Origin of the sequence: Mucilaginibacter sp. (assembly GCF_028288225.1) — a bacterium.
Lineage (GTDB): Bacteria > Bacteroidota > Bacteroidia > Sphingobacteriales > Sphingobacteriaceae > Mucilaginibacter.
Map to the genome: position 1 here is coordinate 65,381 of NZ_JAQBOC010000094.1, position 21,176 is coordinate 86,556.

Sequence of the window (21,176 nt, forward strand, 5' to 3'; positions counted from 1 at the left end):
CATCAAATCTCTTTACGCCTTTAATCCTTCACTAATTCACACCCTCACTAATTCACTAATTAAAAAATCGTTACTGGTACAATCAGCTCAAACCTATTGCGCCCTGTTCCTCCAAAAATATCCTCATCAACCAAATAACTATATCTGAAACCAAAGCTAATGGATGCCTGGTTGAAAAATTTGGTGTCAAAATAGATCTCAGCCCCTGTTGAGCGGAAAATACCTTTAAACTGGTTGCCGTTTGTTAAAAAATCTGTCGCACGGGTATAATCATAAAAAGCATTCCCGCGAATGCGCAGCAGGTAAAAGGTATTGGCAAAGCCCGCATCGGGGTAAGCAATCGGGAAATGGTAGTTTGCACCCAGTTTATTCATATCGTGTAAATTTTCAGCCTTGTACCCTCGCGAAAAAGGAAAATCATTCGAAAAACTGATCACGTTGTTTTTATTTTTTTGCTGATGGGCAGCGCTTAATACCAGGCTATGATTGGGAAATAAACCGGGGAAATAAAAATTACCAGCGGCCAAAAATTGGTTGGCTGTTAAACCTGAAACAGCTGATTTATAGGAAAGCCTGATACTTTCGCCAAGCATGGGGTAAATATTTTTCCGGGCTTGTTGAACACTATTGCTAAATGATATAAAGTTACTGCTGTACAGGTATGATCTGTCATTAAACGTGCTCCTGAATGCTTGCTGGAAATTGGTTTGCGAATAAACAAGTCCGCTACCAAACTGCAGACTGGTTAGATGTTTACCTGCTGATAAATTAAGTGGCACCTGCAACCCAGCGTTAATTTGAGTTTCATTCCAGTATATGTTGCTCCCTTTGTAATATCCCCGGCGGTCGACAGTATAATTCGCGCCTGCCGAAATATAAGGGAATAAGGCCCCGTAAATTGCATCAAAGCCAAACTGCTTATAGCCTTCATTACGGTTATAATCAAATGAAATATTGGTTTGCATGGTATTCAGCACGTTTTCCCCGGCTATGGATATTTGGTAATTAGGGTCGCTAATATTGGGAATAATGCTATGAAAATTAAATAAATGATACGATTTGGGGTATTTACTTACCGGCAGCGTTTCATCTTTTACTGATGCTAATATATTGGTTGATGAATCCCGCTTTAAGGCACCGATATTAAAATCAGGCAAGCTTCCGGGAATACGCTCAATATTGATCTCATCCCATTTAATATCTTTTTTATTGCTTTCATTTATCTGCCAGCCAGATGCGGTAAAGCCAACCCAGGCAAACTTATTATTGCTAATAGCCGGCTGGTAATTGCCAATTGATTTTTTTTGATTAAGTGAAGCCACCTCATACAGTTTTCTTGATTTTATGCTCAGTGAAAATAAGCGGTCATTAATTCCCGCAGCTGCCGAAAAATAAACCGTATCATTTTTCACGGCCGGGAAAACTATAGGCTGATATGAGAAAGGGAGCAGATATTTCGTGTCTCCTGTTTTTATATCGATCAGGGCTAACGACATTTTACCTTTTGAATTTCTTACAGCCGATATTACCTTTTCATTGCCGTAAAATTTGGGATAAGTATAATACAGACCCTGTTTGTTTGGAATAATAGAAAGCAATTTACCATCTGCCGTGTTAATTAAATCCAGATCGCTTTTACCGGATGTAGCCTCTTCTACTGCTACTATAGTTTTGCCGTCATCGCTAAAAGCCGGAGAAAAATATTTGGTCTTCGTGGTTATTCTTTGTTCTTTTCCTGTATGTATGTTCAGTAAAACCAGTTCACTGTAGTTACGATAACCCCATCTTGTATCAGGCCGGTAGGCGCTGTAGATGATCTTACCATCGCGGTAAGCAAAATAATTATCGATTGATACATCTCTTACATTGAGATCTTTTTCGGTGTTACCGGTTTTCATTACAAATACCGGACGGTAATCATAGGTACTTTTCAGGTAGATAAGCGTTGTATCGTTCACAAAAGCCGGATATTCCCTGTCGGCATCAAAGTGTTTATGGGTGTTTAAAGTTGTGGCATTATCAGAGGAGCTAAACTCCTTTTTAAAGTGATCAAGGCCATCATTCCTGAACGTTTCAAAATTCTTACCTGAATATTTTTTAACGGCCCGTTGTAAAGGATAAAACCCACCTTTAAAAGCAGCAACGTCATGAGTTACCTTTTTCCAGAAATCATCGCCATATTGCTCTCTCCCGTATGAAACCAGCATATAGCCAAGAGGATACCAATCGGGAACATAATCACGGTACGATCCATTGCGGATCTTCATATAGCTATAATCCTTTCCTTCGGCCCATAATGACCGGAAGCCGTTAAAGAAATAAGGGAGCCTGCCCCTGCCCTGTTCGCTCACATGTGTTTCATTAAAAACGGCATCGCCCTCAAAAAACCAATCGGGTATGGCAAGATTATTACCCAACGCCTGTCCGCCCTCCCCAAATAGCACTTTTAATATATGCGATACGCCTACATTAAAATTATTGTACTGTTGCACATGCCTGAATTCGTGGATAGCCAATTGTTCGTGCCAGGGCAAGCTGCCCACGTCAAAGCTATTTTGCTCGGGCGTTAAAAAAAACTCACTACGGAAAGGCGCCAAACCAACATAAGCATTGGCAACGGTGGTTTGGTTTTGCATTACAATGCTTACCTGCTTTTGCTTAAAACCAATGGTTGGTTGTATAACACCATTCATTTGCTGGACTATATTAGCAACTTTTAAGGCCATTGAATCAAGCCCGGCTGGGAAGATAACTTTAGCAGCAGGGGTGTTCACTTGCTTCCATTTTATGGATGGCGGGTTGCCTCCAAATTGCTGGGCTTGGGAAATAGTAGCAGTGGCAGTTAAGAGTAGCAGTAAAAAGGAGTATTTCGGGCAAAATTTCATTAGCGTAAAGTAAGTACAAATTGTGGATTGTCTGAATCAGAATTCATGGAATTTATAAATTGTTTATTCCGCATTCGACATTTCGACTTCCGCATTTTAATTAGATCCGAAATTGAACATCCGAAATCCGAAATTAACATGACACACCATCAGCTAAAACATCCTACATTTGCGTTTTGTTAATCTATCGTAATGGCTAAAGTTTCTATCAACCTGGCAACGGGTTCTATACAAAAGGAAGAATTAATAGTAGGGATTGATTTAGGTACCACCAATTCATTGGTTGCTTTTATTAACCCGGATAAAAATCCGCAGGTAATAAACGATACCGGCAAAGGTGTTTTGGTACCTTCCATAGTACATTTTGGTGCAGCGGGAGATATTACTGTGGGAAATGAGGCAAAAGATTATTTGATAACAGATCCTCAGAACACGGTCTTCTCAGTAAAGCGCCTGCTCGGTCGCTCCTACCTCGATATTGAAAACTATAAAGATTTTTTCTCCTACAAAGTAATTGATGACGACTCTGAAAGCCTTGTAAAAATAAAGGTTGGAGATAAATTCTATACCCCTATCGAGCTTTCGGGCCTGATATTAAAAGAACTTAAAGCTCGTGCCGAACATGCTTTAAAAACACCTGTAAACCGCGCGGTGATAACCGTACCCGCTTATTTTAACGATTCGCAACGCCAGGCTACCCGCGATGCCGGTAAATTAGCCGGGCTTGATGTATTGCGCATCGTAAACGAGCCAACCGCCGCAAGTTTGGCTTATGGCATCGGCTTAAACCCTGAAGAAACAAAAACCATTGCAGTATATGATCTTGGCGGCGGAACGTTTGATGTTTCTATTCTGCAAATTCAAAACGGCATTTTTGAGGTATTAGCAACAAACGGCAATACTTTTTTAGGGGGCGATGATTTTGACAGGGCCATAGTTGATTACTGGATAGAAAAGAATCAGCTTAATAAAGCTGATGTTGTAGCTGATAATAAATTAGCCCAGCAACTGCGCCTTAAAGCCGAGGAAGCCAAAAAAGCATTTGCCCACCAAAGTTTGGTTAATGACAAGATTGGCGAGATCTGGTGCACTATTGACCGCACTACGTTTGAGCAACTCATCCTTCCAAAAGTACAGGAAACCATTACCTGCTGTAAAAACGCGTTGAAAGATGCAAAGGTGGAGATCAGCCAGATTGATGAGGTGATCATGGTGGGCGGTTCAACCCGTACGGCGCTGGTTAAGAAAATGGTGGCTGAGTTTTTTGGCCGTCCGGTGCATGATGAAGTTAATCCTGATGAAGTTGTTGCGCTTGGTGCCGCTATCCAGGCAGACGTATTAGCCGGTAACCGCAGTGATATTTTGTTGCTTGATGTTACCCCGCTTTCCCTGGGTATTGAAACTATGGGCGGTTTAATGGATGTGATCATCCCGCGCAACTCAAAAGTACCTACAAAGGCCGGTCGACAATATACTACTTCGATTGACGGACAGGTGAATATGAAGATAGCCGTTTACCAGGGTGAGCGCGACTTGATAAAAGAAAACAGAAAGCTGGCTGAGTTTGATTTGAAAGGGATCCCATCCATGCCTGCCGGTTTCCCGAAAGTGGATATTAACTTTTTATTGAATGCCGACGGGATCTTAAAGATCCAGGCGGTTGAATTACGGTCAGGCATAAAGCAGGAAGTAGAAGTTACACCAACCTATGGCATTACCGATGACCAGGTTGAACAAATGCTAATGGACAGCATCACTCATGCCAGAGACGATGTTAGTCAGCGCATGCTGATAGAGGCCCGTACCGAAGGCGAACAAATGGTATACACCGTTGAGCGTTTTTTACAAAAAAACAGTGATTTTATTTTGGTAGCTGAAATAGCCGATACAAATAAATATATTGAAACACTCAAAAACTCATTAACCAGTGGCGATAAAGATCAGATCCATAAAGCCATTGATGAGCTTAATGAATTTACACGTCCTTTTGCCGAACGATTAATGGACCACGCGATTAGCCATGCCATGAAGGGGAAAAGTATAGAGTAATTCTTAAAACGACTTGTAGGAGACGCGATGTTTCGCGTCTAAATGCAGACAGGTTACCAAAATGTTGCACAAACCAGACAAACTGTGCTTCATAATTATGACAGCTAACCTTAATGGTTTCAGACGCGAAGCATCACGTCTAAATAAATAATATATTAATTATACAGCTAATTAAACACCTATTTTGAAAAACATCAAATCTGCCTTCCTTCTATTGATTCCGCTTTGCTTCTTGAGCTTTACAAAAGCATCGGCAACAGAAATCAGTTATTTTAAATTTAATGACACAACCGCTAAGGCTTTAGATACTGCTTCATATGACTCATTAATGCACAAGTTGGCCAACGGTGACAAAAGATGGCCGGTAAAAACCAAAGCTTACCCTTTGCCAGGTGCAATTTTACCCTTTAACCGCATAGTTGCCTATTATGGCAATATGTATTCAAAAAATATGGGGATCCTGGGTCAATATGCGCCAAAAATCATGCTTGCCAAATTAAAAGCCGAGGTAAAGAACTGGGAAAAAGCGGATACAAGCGCTCCCGTTATACCCGCTTTGCATTATATATGTGTTACTGCGCAAGCAGATGCCGGAAGAAACGGGCTGCACAACCTGCGCATGCCCTTTAAACAGATTGACAGCGTGATCAGCATGGCCAAGTCTATAAACGCACTGGTGTTTTTAGATCTGCAGGTTGGCTTTAGTACCGTACAAAAAGAAGTTCCGTTGCTGGAGAAATATTTGATGATGCCTAATGTGCATTTAGGTATCGACCCGGAATTCTCTATGAAAGAAGGCAGTGTCCCCGGAAAACGCATAGGCACTTTTGATGCGGACGATATTAATTACACCACGCAATACCTGGCTTCGCTGGTTAAAAAATATAACCTGCCGCCAAAAATATTTATTGTCCACCGCTTTACTAAAAAGATGGTGACAAATTATAAAAACATTAAGCTACGTCCTGAAATCCAGTTTGTAATGGATATGGATGGCTGGGGCGGCCCGGATCTGAAAAAAGGCACTTATAAATACTTTATCCAGGGTGAGCCTGTGCAGTTCACCGGTTTTAAGCTGTTTTATAAAAACGATATCAAAAATGGCCCCAAACGCTTACTGACGCCTAAAGAAGTATTACAGTTGAAGCCCGCTCCTATTTATATACAATATCAATAAAGCAAAAAGCTGAAAGGTAAAAGCTTAAAGCTCCTTTGCTTTAAGCTTTTACCTTTCAGCTTAATTTACCTTTCAGCTTTAACCTAATTCCTACAGCTTATTTATCGCATCCTGTTCTTTCAGGGCTGCAATATTATTGCTATCACTAAATTGATCTGTTTGCGATGCAAAATCTGCTAATATACTTGCAATAGTATCAAGGTTATCTGATACGCGCTGGTGCATATCGGGCAGGTCTTTTTCAAGTCTTTTATCAGCCAGTTCCATATTATCTACCTCAATTTTAGCAAGTTTTTGAATTATCGCCTGCTGACTGTTTTTTAAATCTTCCAGTTCATGGACAATCTTTTCCATTAACCCAAATTTCTTTAACTTATCCATAATGTTTTGGTTTTATTTATGCTGATACAACACAATCTGAAATAAAATGTTTGAGAATTTGGATTTATGATTTATAACTAATAATTTAGTTATATGAAAAGCATTCTTGCATCCCTTCTATTTTTCTGCCTGTTTACAACCACATTTGCACAGCAACAATCAAAACCCGATGATGCCTTGCTGATGGACTATTATCAAAGTCAGCGGTATAATGAGGCAGTGGATTACCTGAAAAAGAATTTTCCGGAGCCTGTAACCGACCTCAAAGTTTTATCCCGCCTTGCCTATGCATCGCAAATGGCAAATAAGCTTCCTGATGCAGAAGGTTATTACCAGCGTGCTTATGATATGGATACTACCAACCAAAACATATTGTTCAACATGGCGGGCATAAATTTAAGGCGCGGTAATTTCCCAAAAGCAGAGCAATATTATAAGCAGATAGCTTTACGCGATACAGGAAATTTTGCAGTATACAGCCAGTTAGGGTTGCTTGCAGAAAGAAAGAACGACACCATTGCCACCATCGGCTATTTTGAACATGCCAACAGGATCAATTCCAGCGATGCTGATGTAGCAAGCGAACTGGCAGATCTTTACACTGCCCTTAAAAATTTTGACAAGGCGCTGCAAGTGTTACACAAAGCGGCAGAAAGCGATCCGGATAATGTTATTATTTTGCTAAGCACCATGAAGTTAACCTACGCTGAAAAAAAATGGGCCGAAACTGTTGATGTATGTAATAAGTTGATCCAAATGGGATCGGCAAGTGGGATGATAACTACCAAGCTTGGTATTTCTTATTATAATTTAAACAATTATGCCTGCGGAGCCGAAACTTTAGCCAGCCTGAAACCTAATGAACAAACAGAATATACCCTTTATTATGCAGCCTTATGCTATAAAGGGCTTAAAGACAATGTACAGGCTATTAATTTTTTAAATCAGGCTATTGCCCAGGGCATCTCGCCTAACATTGCTACCTATTATGGTGAAATTGCAGACAGGGATATAACTTTAAACAGGCATAAAAAAGCAACCCTTGCCTATCAAAAAGCACTGCAGTTTAGCGGTAGCCCGATACTTTATTATTTACTGGCCAATTTGTATGATACAAAATTGAAGGATAAAAGAAATGCCCGCATCTACTATAAAAAATTCCTGGCCTCAAAACCATCCGGGAAACAACAAGCCTATGTAGCTTTTGTAAAAAGCCGGGTGGAACAGCTTAAAAATTAAAATAAACGCTATTTTTATATTTATGACAGTCAACCGCGATTTCGAACAAAGCATTCAGATATATTTTCAAGACTTAATTGAAGAATTTAATCTTGAATTAATTAAACCATACGAAAACGCCGATACATTTTTGCTAAAAGGAGAAAAATGTGATATTGAATTTAGTTATGATCGCGGAGAGACCGGGTGTGCATTTATTCCAAAAACGAGCCAACAATTTAATCCAGGTTATCGAGTGGATTTTGTTTACAAATTCCTCTATCCATTTGGCGGATTTTCTGATATGGCAGAATCCACTTATGATCAAAAAAAACAGCTATCATGGTATGCTAGTATAATCCAAAATGATCTGAAGAATGTCTTAAAAGGCGACTTTAGCTGGTTAAACGATTATATTACAAAAAAAGATATGCACGGGTATTTAACTGCATTAGCTTTATGTCTTGCTAGCAACCATCCCATTCATAAGAAATTTGTCGTTGGCGATCCGACGTGGATGGCAGATGCTGAAAAATATGCCATCGACAATAACTTCATTCATCTTTAAGTAATGCTATCGACTCTACAACGGTTATAGCGCCTAAGTTAACGCTGCATCAACCTTGCAACGTATTTGCCGATAATATCAAATTCAAGGTTAACAACGGAACCAGCTTTTACCTGCTGTAAATTAGTATGTTCAAATGTATAAGGTATAATAGCAACCGAAAAATTGTTATTATGAGAATTAACAACCGTAAGGCTTATCCCGTTTACACAAATGGAGCCTTTCTCAACAGTTACGTTACCCTGTTCGGTATCATATTCAAAGGTATATTCCCAGCTGCCGTCCAACTCTTTAAAATCTATACAGGTGGCTGTTTGATCAACGTGGCCCTGCACAATATGCCCGTCAAGCCGGGCATTCATTTGCATACAGCGTTCCAGGTTTACCAGGTCGCCGGTTTTTAGATGGCCCAGGCTGGTTTTATTTAAAGTTTCTTCAATAGCGGTAACCGTATGTTTGCCATCTGCTAACGCGATAACAGTTAAACACACCCCGTTATGCGCTACCGACTGATCGATCTTTAATTCAGCAGCTATTGACGACTCAACAGTAATATGCAGGTTACCCTGCTCATGCCGCAGTTCACTTATTGTTCCTAAAGTTTCTATTATTCCTGTAAACATAAACAACGCCCCTAGCCCCCTAAAGGGGGATTTTTGAATTGCGCAAATGTAGTTAATTGAAGTGCTTTTTATGTCAGGCAAGTATGATATTACCACTTCAGGGGGCCTGGCCTTTATTTAAAATTACTGCTCAATTCTAATCGCTTATTCCTCAAATCAATCCCGCCTTCAATAACCGATTTTAGGTTGGCCATATAAAAAGTCCATCCTATCTGGCATTGTACATATAGGTTTTTTGTTAGATCTGTTTCTTCAGGAATATTCTCCTGGGTAAGCTCAACTATTGAAACCCCGTTACGGTTGCATATATAAATGCTGACAATGCTTCCCCCGGAAAAAGTAAATTTTAAAGAGTCGGTTCCATTTGCTTCCAATATCTGGCCTTTTTCAACTGCATCATCACCATAGCCATGCCAGTACCAGTCATAGGTATCCTCTGTCATAATAAATTCATGGGGCTCTCTTGTGCGCCGGGGTATGGTATAAAAATTAGCTTTCCGCAAAAACCATTTTTCAATACCTGCTGTAGTTGCCCAGGCTTCATACAGGCTCCTGATATCAGCATTATAATCTCCGGCTATTTTAAAGCTTGTCCATTTATTGTCAGTCATATTGGTAATATAGCTTTTATAATTTCAAATTTAGCTATAATAGTTTTTGTGTTTGTTAACTTGCCAATAAATCTTAAAAAATGTCACATCAAAGTGCCGGGATCCTTTTATACCGTAAAATAAATAATAACCTGCAGGTTTTCCTTGTTCATCCCGGCGGCCCCTTTTTTAAAAACAAAGACCTGGGCGCATGGTCGATCCCAAAAGGTGAGTTTTTGGATGATGAAGAATCACTTATAGCAGCCAAACGTGAGTTTGAGGAAGAAACCGGGCAGGCCATTGATGGTAATTTCATTTCCTTAAACCCGGTTAGGCTAAAAAGCGGTAAAAAAATTTATGCGTGGGCTGTTGAAGGTGATATTGATCATGAAACCATTTTTAGTAATTTATTTGAGATGGAATGGCCGCCAAGATCCGGCAAAAAACAATCATTTCCCGAAATTGACCGTGCCGGTTGGTTTGAGGCTGATGAAGCAAAGCTGAAGATAAATGCGGCGCAGGCGGCTTTTATTGAGGAATTGATTACTCTTTAATCTCAAAAACTCTCTGTGCAACTTTGCGTATTTCTTTGTGAACTCTGCGGTAAAAAATAACCACAGAGATACCGAGCGGGCACAGAGGTCACTGAGATTTGGGAAAATGCCGGTTCAAACGATGCGCCTGTTCCTTACCCAATTAGAAAGCTCCCCATCTGCTACGTCAGCAATCTTTAAATGTTGCTCTCTTAATAATTTGTCCATCACCAAAGCAGCTATCTTTGCTTCATTATCATTATTATTTTGCAATCCAGGTGTAAAATATTTCTGTACAAAATGTGTATCAAAGTTGCCCGATACAAAAGCCTCGTGCTGCATCACAAATTTTCCAAATCCTAAAGTGGTGGTTATGCCGGTTATACGGTATTCATCAATAGCCCGTACCATCCGCTCAATAGCCTCTGTTCTATCTTTACCATAAGTTATCAGCTTGGCTATCATTGGGTCGTAGTAGATCGGGATCTCCATTCCCTGCTCAAAGCCGTCATCAACCCTAACACCAGGGCCTTTTGGTGCAACATAAGTTTGCAGGGTGCCTATATCCGGTAAAAAATTATTGTCAGGGTCTTCTGCGTAAACCCGCAGCTCAATGGCATGTCCGTTAATTTTAAGGTCTTCCTGCCTAAAGCTAATGGCCTCGCCCCTTGCTATCCTGATCTGTTCTTTTACCAGGTCAACCCCGCTTATCAGTTCTGATACCGGGTGCTCAACCTGCAGGCGGGTATTCATCTCTAAAAAGTAGAAATTGAGCTGCTCATCCATTATAAACTCAACCGTGCCTGCCCCGGTATAGTTAACAGACCGTGCCACATCCACCGCACATTTACCCATCTGCTCCCTTATCTCCGGCGTTAAGATAAACGAGGGCGCTTCTTCAATCACTTTTTGATGTCGGCGCTGTACAGAGCAATCCCGCTCAAACAGGTGCAGGATATTGCCGTGCGTATCGCCCAGTACCTGGATCTCGATATGCCTTGGCGATGAAACATATCGTTCAATAAATACAGAACCATCTCCAAAAGCAGAGGTAGCTTCAGATACAGCCAGCTGCATCTGTTCCTCAAAATCTGCAGCACTTTCAACTATCCTCATTCCTTTTCCACCGCCGCCTGCTGCTGCTTTTATCAATATGGGGAAACCTACCTCAATTGCCCGAAGCTTAGCTTCATTAATGTCAGTAATGGCTTCTTCGGTGCCGGGTACCATTGGAATATTATATTTTAATGCGGCTGCCTTTGCAGAAAGCTTATTGCCCATTATTTCCATGGCTTCGGGCGATGGGCCTATCAGTATTAGTCCGGCTTCCCTCACCAGCCGGGCAAATGCCGCGTTTTCGCTTAAAAATCCATAACCGGGATGAATAGCTTCCGCACCGGTTTTGCGGCAGGCATCAATTATTTTATCACCCACCAGGTAGGATTTGCTTGAAGGAGATTCGCCGATGTGCACCGCTTCATCAGCATAGCGTACGTGAAGCGCATTACGGTCGGCATCTGAATAAACAGCTACGGTTTTAATACCCATTTCGCGCGCAGAGCGCATTACTCTTAAAGCTATTTCGCCACGGTTGGCAATAAGGATTTTTTGCATAGACAATTTCAAAGTTAGAAGAATTGCCGGAAATTTTATGAGGTTATAAAATTAAGCCTTAGCTAAGTTTGCCTTAAAAAAGCAAGGTGCTAACCGATATTATAATAATTATAATAAACTTTAAATATTGCGTAACTTTTATGTTATAGGTTCCGTAAAAAACCATAATTATTTAGAAAACCCCTCTATATGAACATTTTAATTTTTTCAGTAAAAATACTTATGATCCTCGGCGTTATTTTAATTATCGGGGTATTATTTTTCGGGTATTTAAAACATTTAAAAAAGACCCGCTTTCCTAACTGGAAATTTCCTGACTACATCAGCGTTGGCTATGCCGAGTATTTATACAATAAATACGTAAAGAGAACTATCAAAAAAAGCTAAACAGCTTTAGGAGTGTTACTCAAAATCAGCTCAAGGAACTTAAGATCAAGCCAGCGGCCAAACTTATACCCTACTTCTTTAAAATGAGCTACCTCCCCAAATCCAAACGAGCGGTGGAGATTAATACTAATTTCATTATCTGCACTTATGCCCGCCAGCAGTGCGTGAATATTCATTTGCCGCGCCCGCCCTATTAATGACTGCAGCATTATTTTACTAATTCCTTTTCCACGATACGAAGCCTCCACGTAAACCGATAGCTCAGCAGTATAACGATAGCAAGGCCATACCCTAAAATGCCCGAAGCTGCAAAAGCCTGCTATTTTATCATCTATTACAGCCACAAATACAGGGAAATAATTATTCACCCTGTCATGGTACCAGTCTTTCCGCATTTGTAATGTGTGGGGCTGTTCGCTATATACTGCGGTGGTATTCAGGATAACATCATTATAAATATTAAGGATGGCTGGCAGATCATCTTCCTGTGCATCTCTAATTGTTATTTCATTCATAATTACTATAAAGCAAAACACCCTTTAGCATAAATGCTAAAGGGTGCTTATTATATTTTTGTATTTTATTGTTTATGATCGCCTTGCGGAACTAGTGTTCCACCCGGAGCAGGTACACCCGGAGGGGGGCCACCCGGACCTTTTCTGCCTTCCGGAACAGTAACTTCAGGATGTGAAGTTCCCTTATGACAGGTGTTACAATTAACGCCGCTGGTCATCACCATTCCTAATGAATCCTTTTTAGCTTCAAAATATTTTTGGTTGATCTTGTTCATCATCTTATACATGTGGCGGGCCATTTCCTTTTCAGGCTTGGCATCGCTAGCGAAATCCATTTTCTTTTCTGCCTCATTACGTACGTGGCAAAAATTACAATGTACGCCTAATGAATGCGCCCACTCATCCATTACCTTGTCCAATTGCTTGTCGGTAATGTGTTTAGGCAACACTTTAAGGTTTTTAAATTTATGTTCCTCCTCTGGCTTCATAGATGTTAGGGCAACTACTGCTATTACAGAAGACAAACAAAGCGTTACTAAGATTTTTTTGTTGATCAGCATATTGTCATGTTTAAGTCATCTAAGGTAAATTATTAATTTCAATGTTCCAACCGATACATGTTCAATCACAAATATTTTACTATTCAAAAAAATATTTGTTAAAAAGCGTTAAAACATTTGCTTTATTACGAATTAATCGTAGATTTACGAAACAATCGTAAAAAAGATGGAGAAATTATCTAAGCAAGAGGAAGAAGCGATGCAGGCAGTATGGCAGTTTGGCAAGGGTTTTATAAAAGATTTTCTAGATCTGCTTGAAGACCCCAAGCCTCCCTACACCACGCTGGCATCAACCGTAAAAAACCTGGAGCGCAAGGGTTTTGTTGAAAGCGAAAAAATGGGAAACTCATTCCGTTATGCCCCTGCGATATTGGAGGAAGATTACAAAAAGAAATTTATGAATGGTTTTGTAAGCGATTATTTTCAAAACTCCTATAAAGACCTGGTTACGTTTTTCGCCAACGACAAAAAAATCAGCGCCAGTGAATTAAAAGAGATCATTAAACTTATTGAAAACCCTAAATCCTGAAAGCCATGCCAGCTTTGTTTGTTTTCCTGTTTAAAGTAAATATTGCCCTCCTATTATTTTGCGCGGGTTATTACCTGGTGTTGAGGCATCTTACCTTTTACACTTTAAACCGTATTTACCTTGCTGCCGCGATATTATTTGCAACTATATATCCTAAAATAAATCTTTCGGGCTTTTTTGAACACCATCAGCAAATAGCAAAACCTGTGGAGGTTATTATTTTGAACTGGCAGGCACCCGCTAAGGCACTTATTAAACCGATTGCACAGCCAAATTACTGGTTATGGGCCGAAGTGGTTTTATGGGCAGGCGTCTTATTATTTGCATTACGGTTACTGGTGCAACTATATTCATTATACAAATTATATCGAAGTTCAACCGCTACTAAAATTCATGATCATGACGTAAGGGTGATCAACAGTGATACAGGTCCGTTTTCATTCTGGAAAAGCATCTATATCAATCCGGCAAAACATGATCCGTCAGATTTGAGATCGATACTGTTGCATGAACAGATCCATGTTAGTGAATGGCACACGCTGGATGTATTATTGGCTGAATTAAGCACCATATTTTACTGGTTTAATCCGGGAGTTTGGCTGATGAAAAAAGCTGTCCGCGAAAATATTGAATTCATAACCGACCGTAAAATATTAAATACCGGTACCGATAGTAAACAATATCAATATAGCCTGGTGAACGTAAGTTTCTCTGCCGCGCCGCAGGGAATTGTGAACCATTTTAATATATCAACCATTAAAAAAAGAATTATCATGATGAACGCAAAAAGATCTTCGAAATTCAACTTAACCCGCTACGCATTTTTAGTGCCTGCTGTGGTTGCCCTGCTGCTGGTTTTCAGCATTTCAAAAGCCGCTTTGGTTAAAAAAAGCAGTCCTGTTATTAAAGCATTTTCAGCTATAACAAATAAATCCATAGAAAAACAGACCCCAAAAAACACTGCCTTAAAATTAATTGCTCCACATAATAAAACCCTTACAATGCAGTCGGTTATTAATAAGCATACAACCGATACCATAAGAAAAGGCAAATTTTCTATGAGCTTTAACGGAAAAAAAGATTCGATAAATTATGTTATAAACGGCATTAAAGCTACTCAAGACGACCTAAAAGCACTTAATGCTGATAAAATTGAGAGTGTTACTGTATATAGCGTCGGCAGCCTTGATAAATTAATAGCCAATCTTGACAAAAAAAATAGCATTTTGTGTATAACAACAAATGACTCTCAAGCTGGCAAAAAGTTCAAGGAAAAATTAGATAAACTGGATAACCATAAATATACGATAGTTAGCGATGGAAATGGCATTGCTACAATCAGCGACGCTAAAGACATCAATAAAATTGTGGTTGTAAATGGTACATCTAAAGGTTCAGGTGCAACATTCAGTGTTGATGATTCAGATAACATAGCCATTGCAGGTTCAAACAATGGTGCCGCAACCGTTCAAGCATTTGACCAAAATGGCAATAAACATGCAACATTAACGCTGCGTAAAAACTATAAAAACGGAGAGCCCGTTAGAGTGTATACCTCTATAAACGGGGACACTTCCAATAAAGCCGCAATTTATACCCTATCTTTTGACACTGCAACCATGGGGCATAAGCTAAATTCAAGGCTTTATAAAAGCGGAGTTAGTTATAATTCAAACGCCACAATAGCTTTCGCAAATCCAAGATCAACTATTAGTCATCTTTCTGATAAACTGATCATCATTAATGGCAAAATAGCCTCAGAAGCAGATTTGAAAAAGATCTCGGCCTTTGATATTGACCGCATGATTTTAAAAACCGATGATGAAACTAAGGAGCTTTACGGTGATAAGGCCAAAAACGGAATTGTTTTTATAGTGACAAAGAAGGGGGTTAAATAGGTTGATTAAGTTGGATTGGGTTGATTAGGTTAAAACAGTTAATAATACGAGTTATTTGATAATAAAACTTAATCAACCATTCAACCCAATCAACCAACTCAACTGGCTTCGGCCAGTTTTTCGTTTTCCAATATTTTGAGCAATGCTTTTTCGGCAATATTTAAGTCGGCCGAGTCAACATCTTTTTCCTGATCAATATTTTTTATGTATTTAAAAATGGCGCCGTCCTCATAGCTTTTTATGACCGTTGGGTGTACATAGTATTTTTTACAAACGGTACGGGTATTGCCTAAGTTTATAGCCACCTCATCTAACACGTTTACAATTTTCTTTTTACATTCAGTAATTGTTTCAAATTCACCGGCTTGCTTAAATGCATATAAAGCGCTCACACTGCCAGCCCATGTACGAAAATCTTTGGCAGTAAAATCTTCGCCGGTTATTTCTTTCAGGTAATTATTTACATCACCTGAACCAATTGCACAGCGCTCTCCATCTGCATTATAATATTGAAAAAGCTCCTTCCCCGGAATCTCCCGGCATTGCTTTACCAGCTTTGCAAGTTTCCTGCTTTGTAATGATATTTTATGATAGACGCCTTTTTTGCCTTTAAACTCAAAATTTAGCGTCGATCCCTCAATTTGCACGTGCCGGTTCATCAGGGTGGTTAATCCGAATGAGCCGTATAGCTTTTTGTACGACTCGTTCCCTACCCTTATGCCGGTTAGCTCCATCAGCCTTACTACTAATGCAACAATTTTATCATGATCAAGGTTATGGCGGGCAAGATCCTTATCTACCTGTTTTCTGATAGCCGGTAAACAGGCTGCAAATGTTTGTAAACGATGATATTTGGATTGATTGCGAATTTTGTTCCAATCAGGATGATAGCGGTACTGCTTTCTGCCTGCTGCATCGGTTCCTGTAAACTGTAAGTGCCCATTCTCATATGGGGAAATCCATACATTGGTATAGGCAGGCGGGATAACCAATTTATTAAAACGGGTTATTAAATTTTTTTCTTTAACCAAATTACCGTCAGCATTATAATAGCTCCAGCCCTTACCTGCCTTTTTCCGGGTATAGCCCGGTGTGGAATCAGATGCATAACGCAAGCCTACAGCTTTAGCAGTAACTTCAGGATCGCGGCCTATTTTTTCAAGTTTGGTTAGCAGCCTGTTCATCGCAGGTATAACAAGTTGTTAAGATTTAAGTTTTGTCGGCTCATATACAATAATGCATTCAATTAAAAATCAATTAATTACATTTGATAACAACAGAAAAAAGACAAATGGAGCTAATGCCTATAAAAGAGCATCTTCATGAAAACAAACAATTTACCGACAACCCTGATTGCCAGGAAGGTATTTATATGACGATTGATTTTTACAGAAAAGTTGGATATAACCCTCCGTGGATAAGTTACTATTTTCAATTAGACGGACAATTAGTTGCAGGCGGAGCTTTTAAGGGTAAACCCGTGAATGGCAAGGTTGAAATTGCTTATGGCGTTTTTCCGCAACACCGGCAAAAAGGAATAGGCACACAGGTAGCTGCCGAATTAGTGCTACTATCACTCAACACTGCTCCATCTGTCATTATTACTGCACGTACCCTTGCCGAAGAAAATTACTCAACCTGCATATTGCGCAAAAACAACTTTAAATTTTCAGGAACTGTTATGGATGAAGAAGATGGTGAAGTTTGGGAATGGGAGTATCAGCCTCAATTTACCGACACGCCTTTTTTGACCAGCCGCTGACTGTTTTTAATCCATAAAGGCTGAATTTTACTTTTATAACAAACATCAAACTTATGAAATACAATTTTTTAGGAAACACCGGCCTGGCGGTCTCCGAGCTATGTTTTGGCACCATGACATTCGGCGGCAAAGGATACTGGGAAGCCATCGGTACAATTCAGCAACAAGGCGTAAACGATCTGATGAAGGTTGTAATAGATTCTGGCATTAATTTTATTGATACAGCCAATGTTTATTCGTTTGGCGAATCGGAAAAGCTACTGGGTCAATCCATAAAAGATCTGGGCTTTAGTCGCAACGAACTGGTAATTGCTACCAAAGTACGCGGCCGCATGGGCGAAGGTGCGAATGATATGGGCCTTTCACGTTATCATATTTTTCAATCCGTTGATGACAGTTTAAAGCGTTTACAGCTTGATCATATTGATATTTTGTATGTACACGGCGCTGATCCAAAAACTTCGGTTGAAGAAACTGTGCGTGCCCTTAATGATGTTGTACTAACAGGCAAAGTACGTTATATTGCGATTTGCAATTGGCCGGCATGGATGGTGATGAAAGCCATAGCAATAACGGAAAAACATGGCTGGAATAAATTTATGGGCCTTCAATATTTTTATTCATTAGCCGCGCGCGATATTGAAAGAGAATTGTTGCCCCTGGCTGCCGACCAAAACATTGGTGTAATGCCCTGGAGCCCGCTGGCAGGTGGTTTCCTTGGCGGCAAATATGGCCGTAACGCAGAAAAAGCGGAAGGCAGCCGCAGGGATACTTTTGATTTTCCGCCCATTAATAAAGATAAAACCTACGATATTATTGATGTAATTACCGAAGTTGGCAAACAGCACAATGTTTCGGTAGCTGAAGTGGCTTTGGCCTGGGTTCGCCAGCAAAAAGGAGTGACCAGCACCATTATCGGCGCTAAAAATATTGAACAGCTGAATGCGAACATCAAATCAACTGAATTACAACTTTCAGCAGATGACCTGAAAAAGCTTGATGAAGTAAGTGCATTACCCAAAGAATATCCTGCCTGGATGGTTGAACGGCAGGCTGCGGACAGGGAATTGAAATACTAGTCTTGAGTTATTAGTCTTGAGTCGTAATCTCTTTTTGACTTACGACTCAAGACTTTAAACTTCAGACTGACTTCAGCACACTCACTACATGCTCCACCTGCTCAGGGTGTACATCAAGGTGCAGCACAAAGCGGATGCGGTGTTTATCGGTTGATAATGCTTTTATACCTTTTTCTTCCAGCTTTTGCAGAACAATACTTGCAGGCTCAACGGTATCAAACAAAACAATATTGGTTTCCTGCGGCAATACATTGGCAACCCAGCCGCACTTCCCCAGCTCATCAGCAAGGATCTGCGCATGAGTGTGGTCGATTTTTAATCTTTCAACATGGTGATCAAGGGCGTAAATACCTGCGGCAGCTAAAAATCCTGCCTGGCGCATCCCTCCCCCAAAAACCTTGCGGATCCGGCGCGCATATTTTATAGTTTCCTTATCTGCCAGGAACACGGAGCCAACAGGAGCGCCTAAACCTTTTGAAAGACAGACGGAAATGCCGTCAAAATACTTACCATAATCTGCAGCCCTATCACCCGTATGGATCAAAGCATTAAAAATGCGGGCGCCATCCAGATGAAGCTTTAGCCCTTTGCTGTTACATAACTCAGCTATTGGCTTTATTTGTTCAATTGTGTAGCAGCTTCCTCCGCCCTTGTTAACCGTGTTTTCAAGCACCACCAAGCTAGTATGCGGATAATGAATATTTTCTGCATTAATTTCCGGCTCAATCATTTCGGCAGTAATAATACCGCGATAACCGTTCAATAAACGGGTTGACACGCCTGAGTTAAAGGCTATTCCCCCACCCTCATAACGGTAAACATGCGCAGTTTGATCAGCAATCAGTTCATCTAATGGTTGGGTAAAGCATTTAATGGCTACCTGGTTGGTCATGGTGCCTGATGGGCAAAAGATGCCTGCTTCCATTCCAAAAATGGCTGCAGATTTTTCTTCCAGCTCTTTTATAGTTTCATCCTCCCCAAAAACATCATCGCCCACTTTGGCATTAAACATAGCCTCCAGCATGGCAGGAGTTGGTTTGGTAACGGTATCACTTCTTAGATCGACAATCATCATATTAAATGTTGTAAAATTACGTTATTTGTATTTTAATAGTTATGCGTTCAATTTTAATCATTTTATTTTTTATGCTGATAATTGTATCAGCAAAATCGCAATCAAATAAATGGCAACCCGGTCGTTTTACTGATATTAAAGGAAATACCGAATCCGGCTTTATCCGTATAAATCCATCTGCTAAAGGCCCAATAAAAGGAGAAGGCTTTATTGAATTTAAAGAAGATAATAAAGCAACCCCGTTTAAATTAAGTGCAAGTGACCTTAAATCATTCGTGGTAGCAAAAGACAGTTTTGTTGTTGCGCATGCCCCCGGTAACGAAACATGGGCTAAAAATGAGCTTGATTTTGTAAAGGTTGAGATTGATGAAGATGTTAAGCTGTATATAAGCCGGGGCGGTAAAGGAGGCAAAGGGGGAATCGGAGGTTCAGGAATTGGCTTTGAACCGGGCATTGGCATTGGCACAGGCGGTTATGGCAGTGGTGTTAGTGGCGGTGTCTCAATCCCCATTGGCGGCGGTGGCGGCTACAGCAACGAAAAAACAGTTTACTACTACGGCACCAACACCGCCGAAATGAAGCGCATAACAAATGAAAACTTTGAAGACGTAATGACCGATATTATGGGTGATGAACCAGAGGTAGTTGATAAGATCCACGCCAAAGTTTATATGCTTGCCAACATTGATAGGTTGATAGCTTATTTTAAACAGGTAAAAGCAGCCGGTAAAAATTAAGCATCATTTTTACGTTCAACGATGCCTTAGATCTGCATGGTTTTGGAGAAGTATTTTTGCAATACCAGTAAGGAAATGATAGCCTCCCGTTTCTGATCAAAAAATTGCCTTACAAAAGCATTCGCATTACTTACAATTCGCTCGGCTTCATCAGTGTGTTCTATATAGTAATTAAGCTTTTCAATCAGATCGGTATAATCGTCTTTAATTGGTATGTAGTGAAAATCAGGAACCAGTTTCCCCTCCATAAACCAGGTTTCATATTTAGGTTTTGGCATTACCGCAATTGAGTTTGAAGACATGACCCATTTCAAATTGGTGGCTACATCATTACCTTCCAAACTCAAAATAAATTTATATTTCAAATGCTGGTCAATAGAAATAGGCGGTTTAAGCCATTTCATATTGCCGCCCTTCTTATTAACCTGGCCCAAATCACATAACGGATTATCAAAGTACATTTCCATAAATTTCACTCTGTGGGGCTGGTATATTGTTCCGCGACCTATCAGCATATTTTTTTTATCCCGAAACCGATTTTTATCGTTAACAAAAAAGAAATGTCGTTTTTTATCCAGTTTCAATAACACGGCGTTCGAATTATCTCCGGCTATGGGCCTGCTTTTTTGTATTGACGGTTCATTGGGGGTGTAAGTTATATCTCCAAAGAGAAAATTGGCTTTAAGGCTCCCTTTAAAATAACGCAGGTATTCAAAAGCATCAAAATTATACGTTTTGGGACTTTTAAAAACCTGCATCTTTTTTAACGCAGTAGCATTATCGCCTATTGGTGCAGGGTTTTCAAGCTTGTTATAATAGTTTATACGGTCTGCCAGCGCGGCGCCATCGTATCCTCTTATTGATAATAATTTCTTATTGAGCGAGCTCTTATAAAATATTGTTGGTATAATTTGCCGTAAAATATTTTTAGAATAGTACAGCGCTTTATTCCTCTTAATTTCTTCGCTTATTTTTTTAAAGATCATATTAATGTTT

21 protein-coding genes are annotated in these 21,176 nt (G+C 40.0%); 11 read left to right on the top strand and 10 right to left on the bottom strand.

The window, feature by feature from the left end; translation table 11 throughout:
* Nucleotides 1-59: 59 nt before the first annotated feature.
* Nucleotides 60-2,885, bottom strand: a complete 2,826-nt coding sequence (locus JWQ54_RS27440; RefSeq protein WP_299591084.1) for a hypothetical protein — start codon at nt 2,883-2,885, stop codon at nt 60-62.
* Nucleotides 2,886-3,077: 192 nt separating this feature from the next.
* On the opposite strand from JWQ54_RS27440, the gene hscA reads away from it, so the two are divergent.
* Together hscA and JWQ54_RS27450 are read left to right on the top strand one after the other, a co-directional pair.
* Nucleotides 3,078-4,934: a Fe-S protein assembly chaperone HscA gene (hscA, locus tag JWQ54_RS27445; protein WP_299591085.1), complete on the top strand. Its 1,857-nt coding sequence runs from the start codon at nt 3,078-3,080 to the stop codon at nt 4,932-4,934.
* Nucleotides 4,935-5,118: 184 nt separating this feature from the next.
* On the top strand, nt 5,119-6,111 hold the full coding sequence (locus tag JWQ54_RS27450; protein ID WP_299591086.1) for a hypothetical protein: 993 nt from the start codon (nt 5,119-5,121) through the stop codon (nt 6,109-6,111).
* A gap of 90 nt (nt 6,112-6,201) precedes the next feature.
* Here the strand turns inward: JWQ54_RS27450 and JWQ54_RS27455 are convergent, their stop codons facing one another.
* Nucleotides 6,202-6,492 (bottom strand): hypothetical protein, encoded by a 291-nt coding sequence (locus JWQ54_RS27455; protein ID WP_299591087.1) that lies wholly within the window; start codon nt 6,490-6,492, stop codon nt 6,202-6,204.
* 93 nt (nt 6,493-6,585) lie between these two features.
* On the opposite strand from JWQ54_RS27455, the gene JWQ54_RS27460 reads away from it, so the two are divergent.
* Together JWQ54_RS27460 and JWQ54_RS27465 are read left to right on the top strand one after the other, a co-directional pair.
* Entirely contained in the window at nt 6,586-7,731 is a 1,146-nt protein-coding gene (locus JWQ54_RS27460) for a tetratricopeptide repeat protein (protein ID WP_299591088.1), read from the top strand.
* A 22-nt stretch (nt 7,732-7,753) separates the two neighbouring features.
* The gene (locus JWQ54_RS27465) at nt 7,754-8,278 is read left to right on the top strand and encodes a hypothetical protein (protein WP_299591089.1); all 525 of its coding nucleotides are present in this window, start codon (nt 7,754-7,756) and stop codon (nt 8,276-8,278) included.
* A 38-nt stretch (nt 8,279-8,316) separates the two neighbouring features.
* On the opposite strand, the gene JWQ54_RS27470 is transcribed toward JWQ54_RS27465, so the two are convergent.
* Both JWQ54_RS27470 and JWQ54_RS27475 read right to left on the bottom strand, forming a co-directional pair.
* Nucleotides 8,317-8,901 carry a riboflavin synthase gene (locus tag JWQ54_RS27470; protein ID WP_299591090.1) on the bottom strand — a complete coding sequence of 195 codons (585 nt, stop codon included), beginning with the start codon at nt 8,899-8,901 and terminating at the stop codon, nt 8,317-8,319.
* 113 nt (nt 8,902-9,014) lie between these two features.
* Nucleotides 9,015-9,512 carry an SRPBCC domain-containing protein gene (locus JWQ54_RS27475; protein WP_299591091.1) on the bottom strand — a complete coding sequence of 166 codons (498 nt, stop codon included), beginning with the start codon at nt 9,510-9,512 and terminating at the stop codon, nt 9,015-9,017.
* An 80-nt stretch (nt 9,513-9,592) separates the two neighbouring features.
* On the opposite strand from JWQ54_RS27475, the gene JWQ54_RS27480 reads away from it, so the two are divergent.
* On the top strand, nt 9,593-10,045 hold the full coding sequence (locus JWQ54_RS27480; RefSeq protein ID WP_299591092.1) for an NUDIX domain-containing protein: 453 nt from the start codon (nt 9,593-9,595) through the stop codon (nt 10,043-10,045).
* 114 nt (nt 10,046-10,159) lie between these two features.
* On the opposite strand, the gene accC is transcribed toward JWQ54_RS27480, so the two are convergent.
* Entirely contained in the window at nt 10,160-11,638 is a 1,479-nt protein-coding gene (accC, locus tag JWQ54_RS27485; RefSeq protein WP_299591093.1) for an acetyl-CoA carboxylase biotin carboxylase subunit, read from the bottom strand.
* A gap of 189 nt (nt 11,639-11,827) precedes the next feature.
* Between accC and JWQ54_RS27490 the strand changes: the two genes are divergently transcribed.
* Complete coding sequence (locus tag JWQ54_RS27490; protein ID WP_299591094.1) at nt 11,828-12,025, top strand: hypothetical protein; 198 nt, start codon at nt 11,828-11,830, stop codon at nt 12,023-12,025.
* Here the strand turns inward: JWQ54_RS27490 and JWQ54_RS27495 are convergent.
* Nucleotides 12,022-12,540, bottom strand: coding sequence for a GNAT family N-acetyltransferase (locus tag JWQ54_RS27495; RefSeq protein ID WP_299591095.1), 519 nt, complete (start codon nt 12,538-12,540; stop codon nt 12,022-12,024). The two genes, JWQ54_RS27490 and JWQ54_RS27495, sit on opposite strands and share 4 nt — an antisense overlap.
* A gap of 65 nt (nt 12,541-12,605) precedes the next feature.
* Nucleotides 12,606-13,100 (bottom strand): c-type cytochrome, encoded by a 495-nt coding sequence (locus tag JWQ54_RS27500; protein ID WP_299591096.1) that lies wholly within the window; start codon nt 13,098-13,100, stop codon nt 12,606-12,608.
* Nucleotides 13,101-13,266: 166 nt separating this feature from the next.
* On the opposite strand from JWQ54_RS27500, the gene JWQ54_RS27505 reads away from it, so the two are divergent.
* Complete coding sequence (locus JWQ54_RS27505; protein WP_299591097.1) at nt 13,267-13,629, top strand: BlaI/MecI/CopY family transcriptional regulator; 363 nt, start codon at nt 13,267-13,269, stop codon at nt 13,627-13,629.
* 5 nt (nt 13,630-13,634) lie between these two features.
* A complete protein-coding gene (locus JWQ54_RS27510) occupies nt 13,635-15,527 on the top strand; it encodes a M56 family metallopeptidase (RefSeq protein ID WP_299591098.1) in 1,893 nt (630 codons plus the stop codon).
* 98 nt (nt 15,528-15,625) lie between these two features.
* On the opposite strand, the gene JWQ54_RS27515 is transcribed toward JWQ54_RS27510, so the two are convergent.
* Entirely contained in the window at nt 15,626-16,711 is a 1,086-nt protein-coding gene (locus tag JWQ54_RS27515; protein ID WP_299591099.1) for a DNA topoisomerase IB, read from the bottom strand.
* An 83-nt stretch (nt 16,712-16,794) separates the two neighbouring features.
* Between JWQ54_RS27515 and JWQ54_RS27520 the strand changes: the two genes are divergently transcribed.
* Nucleotides 16,795-17,289, top strand: coding sequence for a GNAT family N-acetyltransferase (locus JWQ54_RS27520; protein ID WP_299591100.1), 495 nt, complete (start codon nt 16,795-16,797; stop codon nt 17,287-17,289).
* Nucleotides 17,290-17,342: 53 nt separating this feature from the next.
* Nucleotides 17,343-18,368 carry an aldo/keto reductase gene (locus JWQ54_RS27525; RefSeq protein ID WP_299591101.1) on the top strand — a complete coding sequence of 342 codons (1,026 nt, stop codon included), beginning with the start codon at nt 17,343-17,345 and terminating at the stop codon, nt 18,366-18,368.
* Nucleotides 18,369-18,429: 61 nt separating this feature from the next.
* Here the strand turns inward: JWQ54_RS27525 and JWQ54_RS27530 are convergent, their stop codons facing one another.
* Nucleotides 18,430-19,440, bottom strand: a complete 1,011-nt coding sequence (locus tag JWQ54_RS27530; protein ID WP_299591196.1) for a low specificity L-threonine aldolase — start codon at nt 19,438-19,440, stop codon at nt 18,430-18,432.
* A 44-nt stretch (nt 19,441-19,484) separates the two neighbouring features.
* Here JWQ54_RS27530 and JWQ54_RS27535 point away from each other — a divergent pair, with 44 nt between their 5' ends.
* Entirely contained in the window at nt 19,485-20,180 is a 696-nt protein-coding gene (locus JWQ54_RS27535; RefSeq protein ID WP_299591102.1) for a hypothetical protein, read from the top strand.
* Nucleotides 20,181-20,206: 26 nt separating this feature from the next.
* On the opposite strand, the gene JWQ54_RS27540 is transcribed toward JWQ54_RS27535, so the two are convergent.
* Nucleotides 20,207-21,166 (bottom strand): glycosyl transferase family 90, encoded by a 960-nt coding sequence (locus tag JWQ54_RS27540; protein WP_299591103.1) that lies wholly within the window; start codon nt 21,164-21,166, stop codon nt 20,207-20,209.
* Nucleotides 21,167-21,176: the final 10 nt, after the last annotated feature.

Bases quoted from the DNA above. Each gene is read 5' to 3' on its own strand.
- JWQ54_RS27440 (WP_299591084.1), bottom strand. From the start codon at position 2,885: ATGAAATTTTGCCCGAAATACTCCTTTTTACTGCTACTCTTAACTGCC.
- hscA (WP_299591085.1), top strand. From the start codon at position 3,078: ATGGCTAAAGTTTCTATCAACCTGGCAACGGGTTCTATACAAAAGGAA.
- JWQ54_RS27455 (WP_299591087.1), bottom strand. From the start codon at position 6,492: ATGGATAAGTTAAAGAAATTTGGGTTAATGGAAAAGATTGTCCATGAA.
- JWQ54_RS27460 (WP_299591088.1), top strand. From the start codon at position 6,586: ATGAAAAGCATTCTTGCATCCCTTCTATTTTTCTGCCTGTTTACAACC.
- JWQ54_RS27465 (WP_299591089.1), top strand. From the start codon at position 7,754: ATGACAGTCAACCGCGATTTCGAACAAAGCATTCAGATATATTTTCAA.
- JWQ54_RS27470 (WP_299591090.1), bottom strand. From the start codon at position 8,901: ATGTTTACAGGAATAATAGAAACTTTAGGAACAATAAGTGAACTGCGG.
- JWQ54_RS27475 (WP_299591091.1), bottom strand. From the start codon at position 9,512: ATGACTGACAATAAATGGACAAGCTTTAAAATAGCCGGAGATTATAAT.
- JWQ54_RS27480 (WP_299591092.1), top strand. From the start codon at position 9,593: ATGTCACATCAAAGTGCCGGGATCCTTTTATACCGTAAAATAAATAAT.
- accC (WP_299591093.1), bottom strand. From the start codon at position 11,638: ATGCAAAAAATCCTTATTGCCAACCGTGGCGAAATAGCTTTAAGAGTA.
- JWQ54_RS27490 (WP_299591094.1), top strand. From the start codon at position 11,828: ATGAACATTTTAATTTTTTCAGTAAAAATACTTATGATCCTCGGCGTT.
- JWQ54_RS27495 (WP_299591095.1), bottom strand. From the start codon at position 12,540: ATGAATGAAATAACAATTAGAGATGCACAGGAAGATGATCTGCCAGCC.
- JWQ54_RS27500 (WP_299591096.1), bottom strand. From the start codon at position 13,100: ATGCTGATCAACAAAAAAATCTTAGTAACGCTTTGTTTGTCTTCTGTA.
- JWQ54_RS27505 (WP_299591097.1), top strand. From the start codon at position 13,267: ATGGAGAAATTATCTAAGCAAGAGGAAGAAGCGATGCAGGCAGTATGG.
- JWQ54_RS27510 (WP_299591098.1), top strand. From the start codon at position 13,635: ATGCCAGCTTTGTTTGTTTTCCTGTTTAAAGTAAATATTGCCCTCCTA.
- JWQ54_RS27515 (WP_299591099.1), bottom strand. From the start codon at position 16,711: ATGAACAGGCTGCTAACCAAACTTGAAAAAATAGGCCGCGATCCTGAA.
- JWQ54_RS27525 (WP_299591101.1), top strand. From the start codon at position 17,343: ATGAAATACAATTTTTTAGGAAACACCGGCCTGGCGGTCTCCGAGCTA.
- JWQ54_RS27530 (WP_299591196.1), bottom strand. From the start codon at position 19,440: ATGATTGTCGATCTAAGAAGTGATACCGTTACCAAACCAACTCCTGCC.
- JWQ54_RS27535 (WP_299591102.1), top strand. From the start codon at position 19,485: ATGCGTTCAATTTTAATCATTTTATTTTTTATGCTGATAATTGTATCA.
- JWQ54_RS27540 (WP_299591103.1), bottom strand. From the start codon at position 21,166: ATGATCTTTAAAAAAATAAGCGAAGAAATTAAGAGGAATAAAGCGCTG.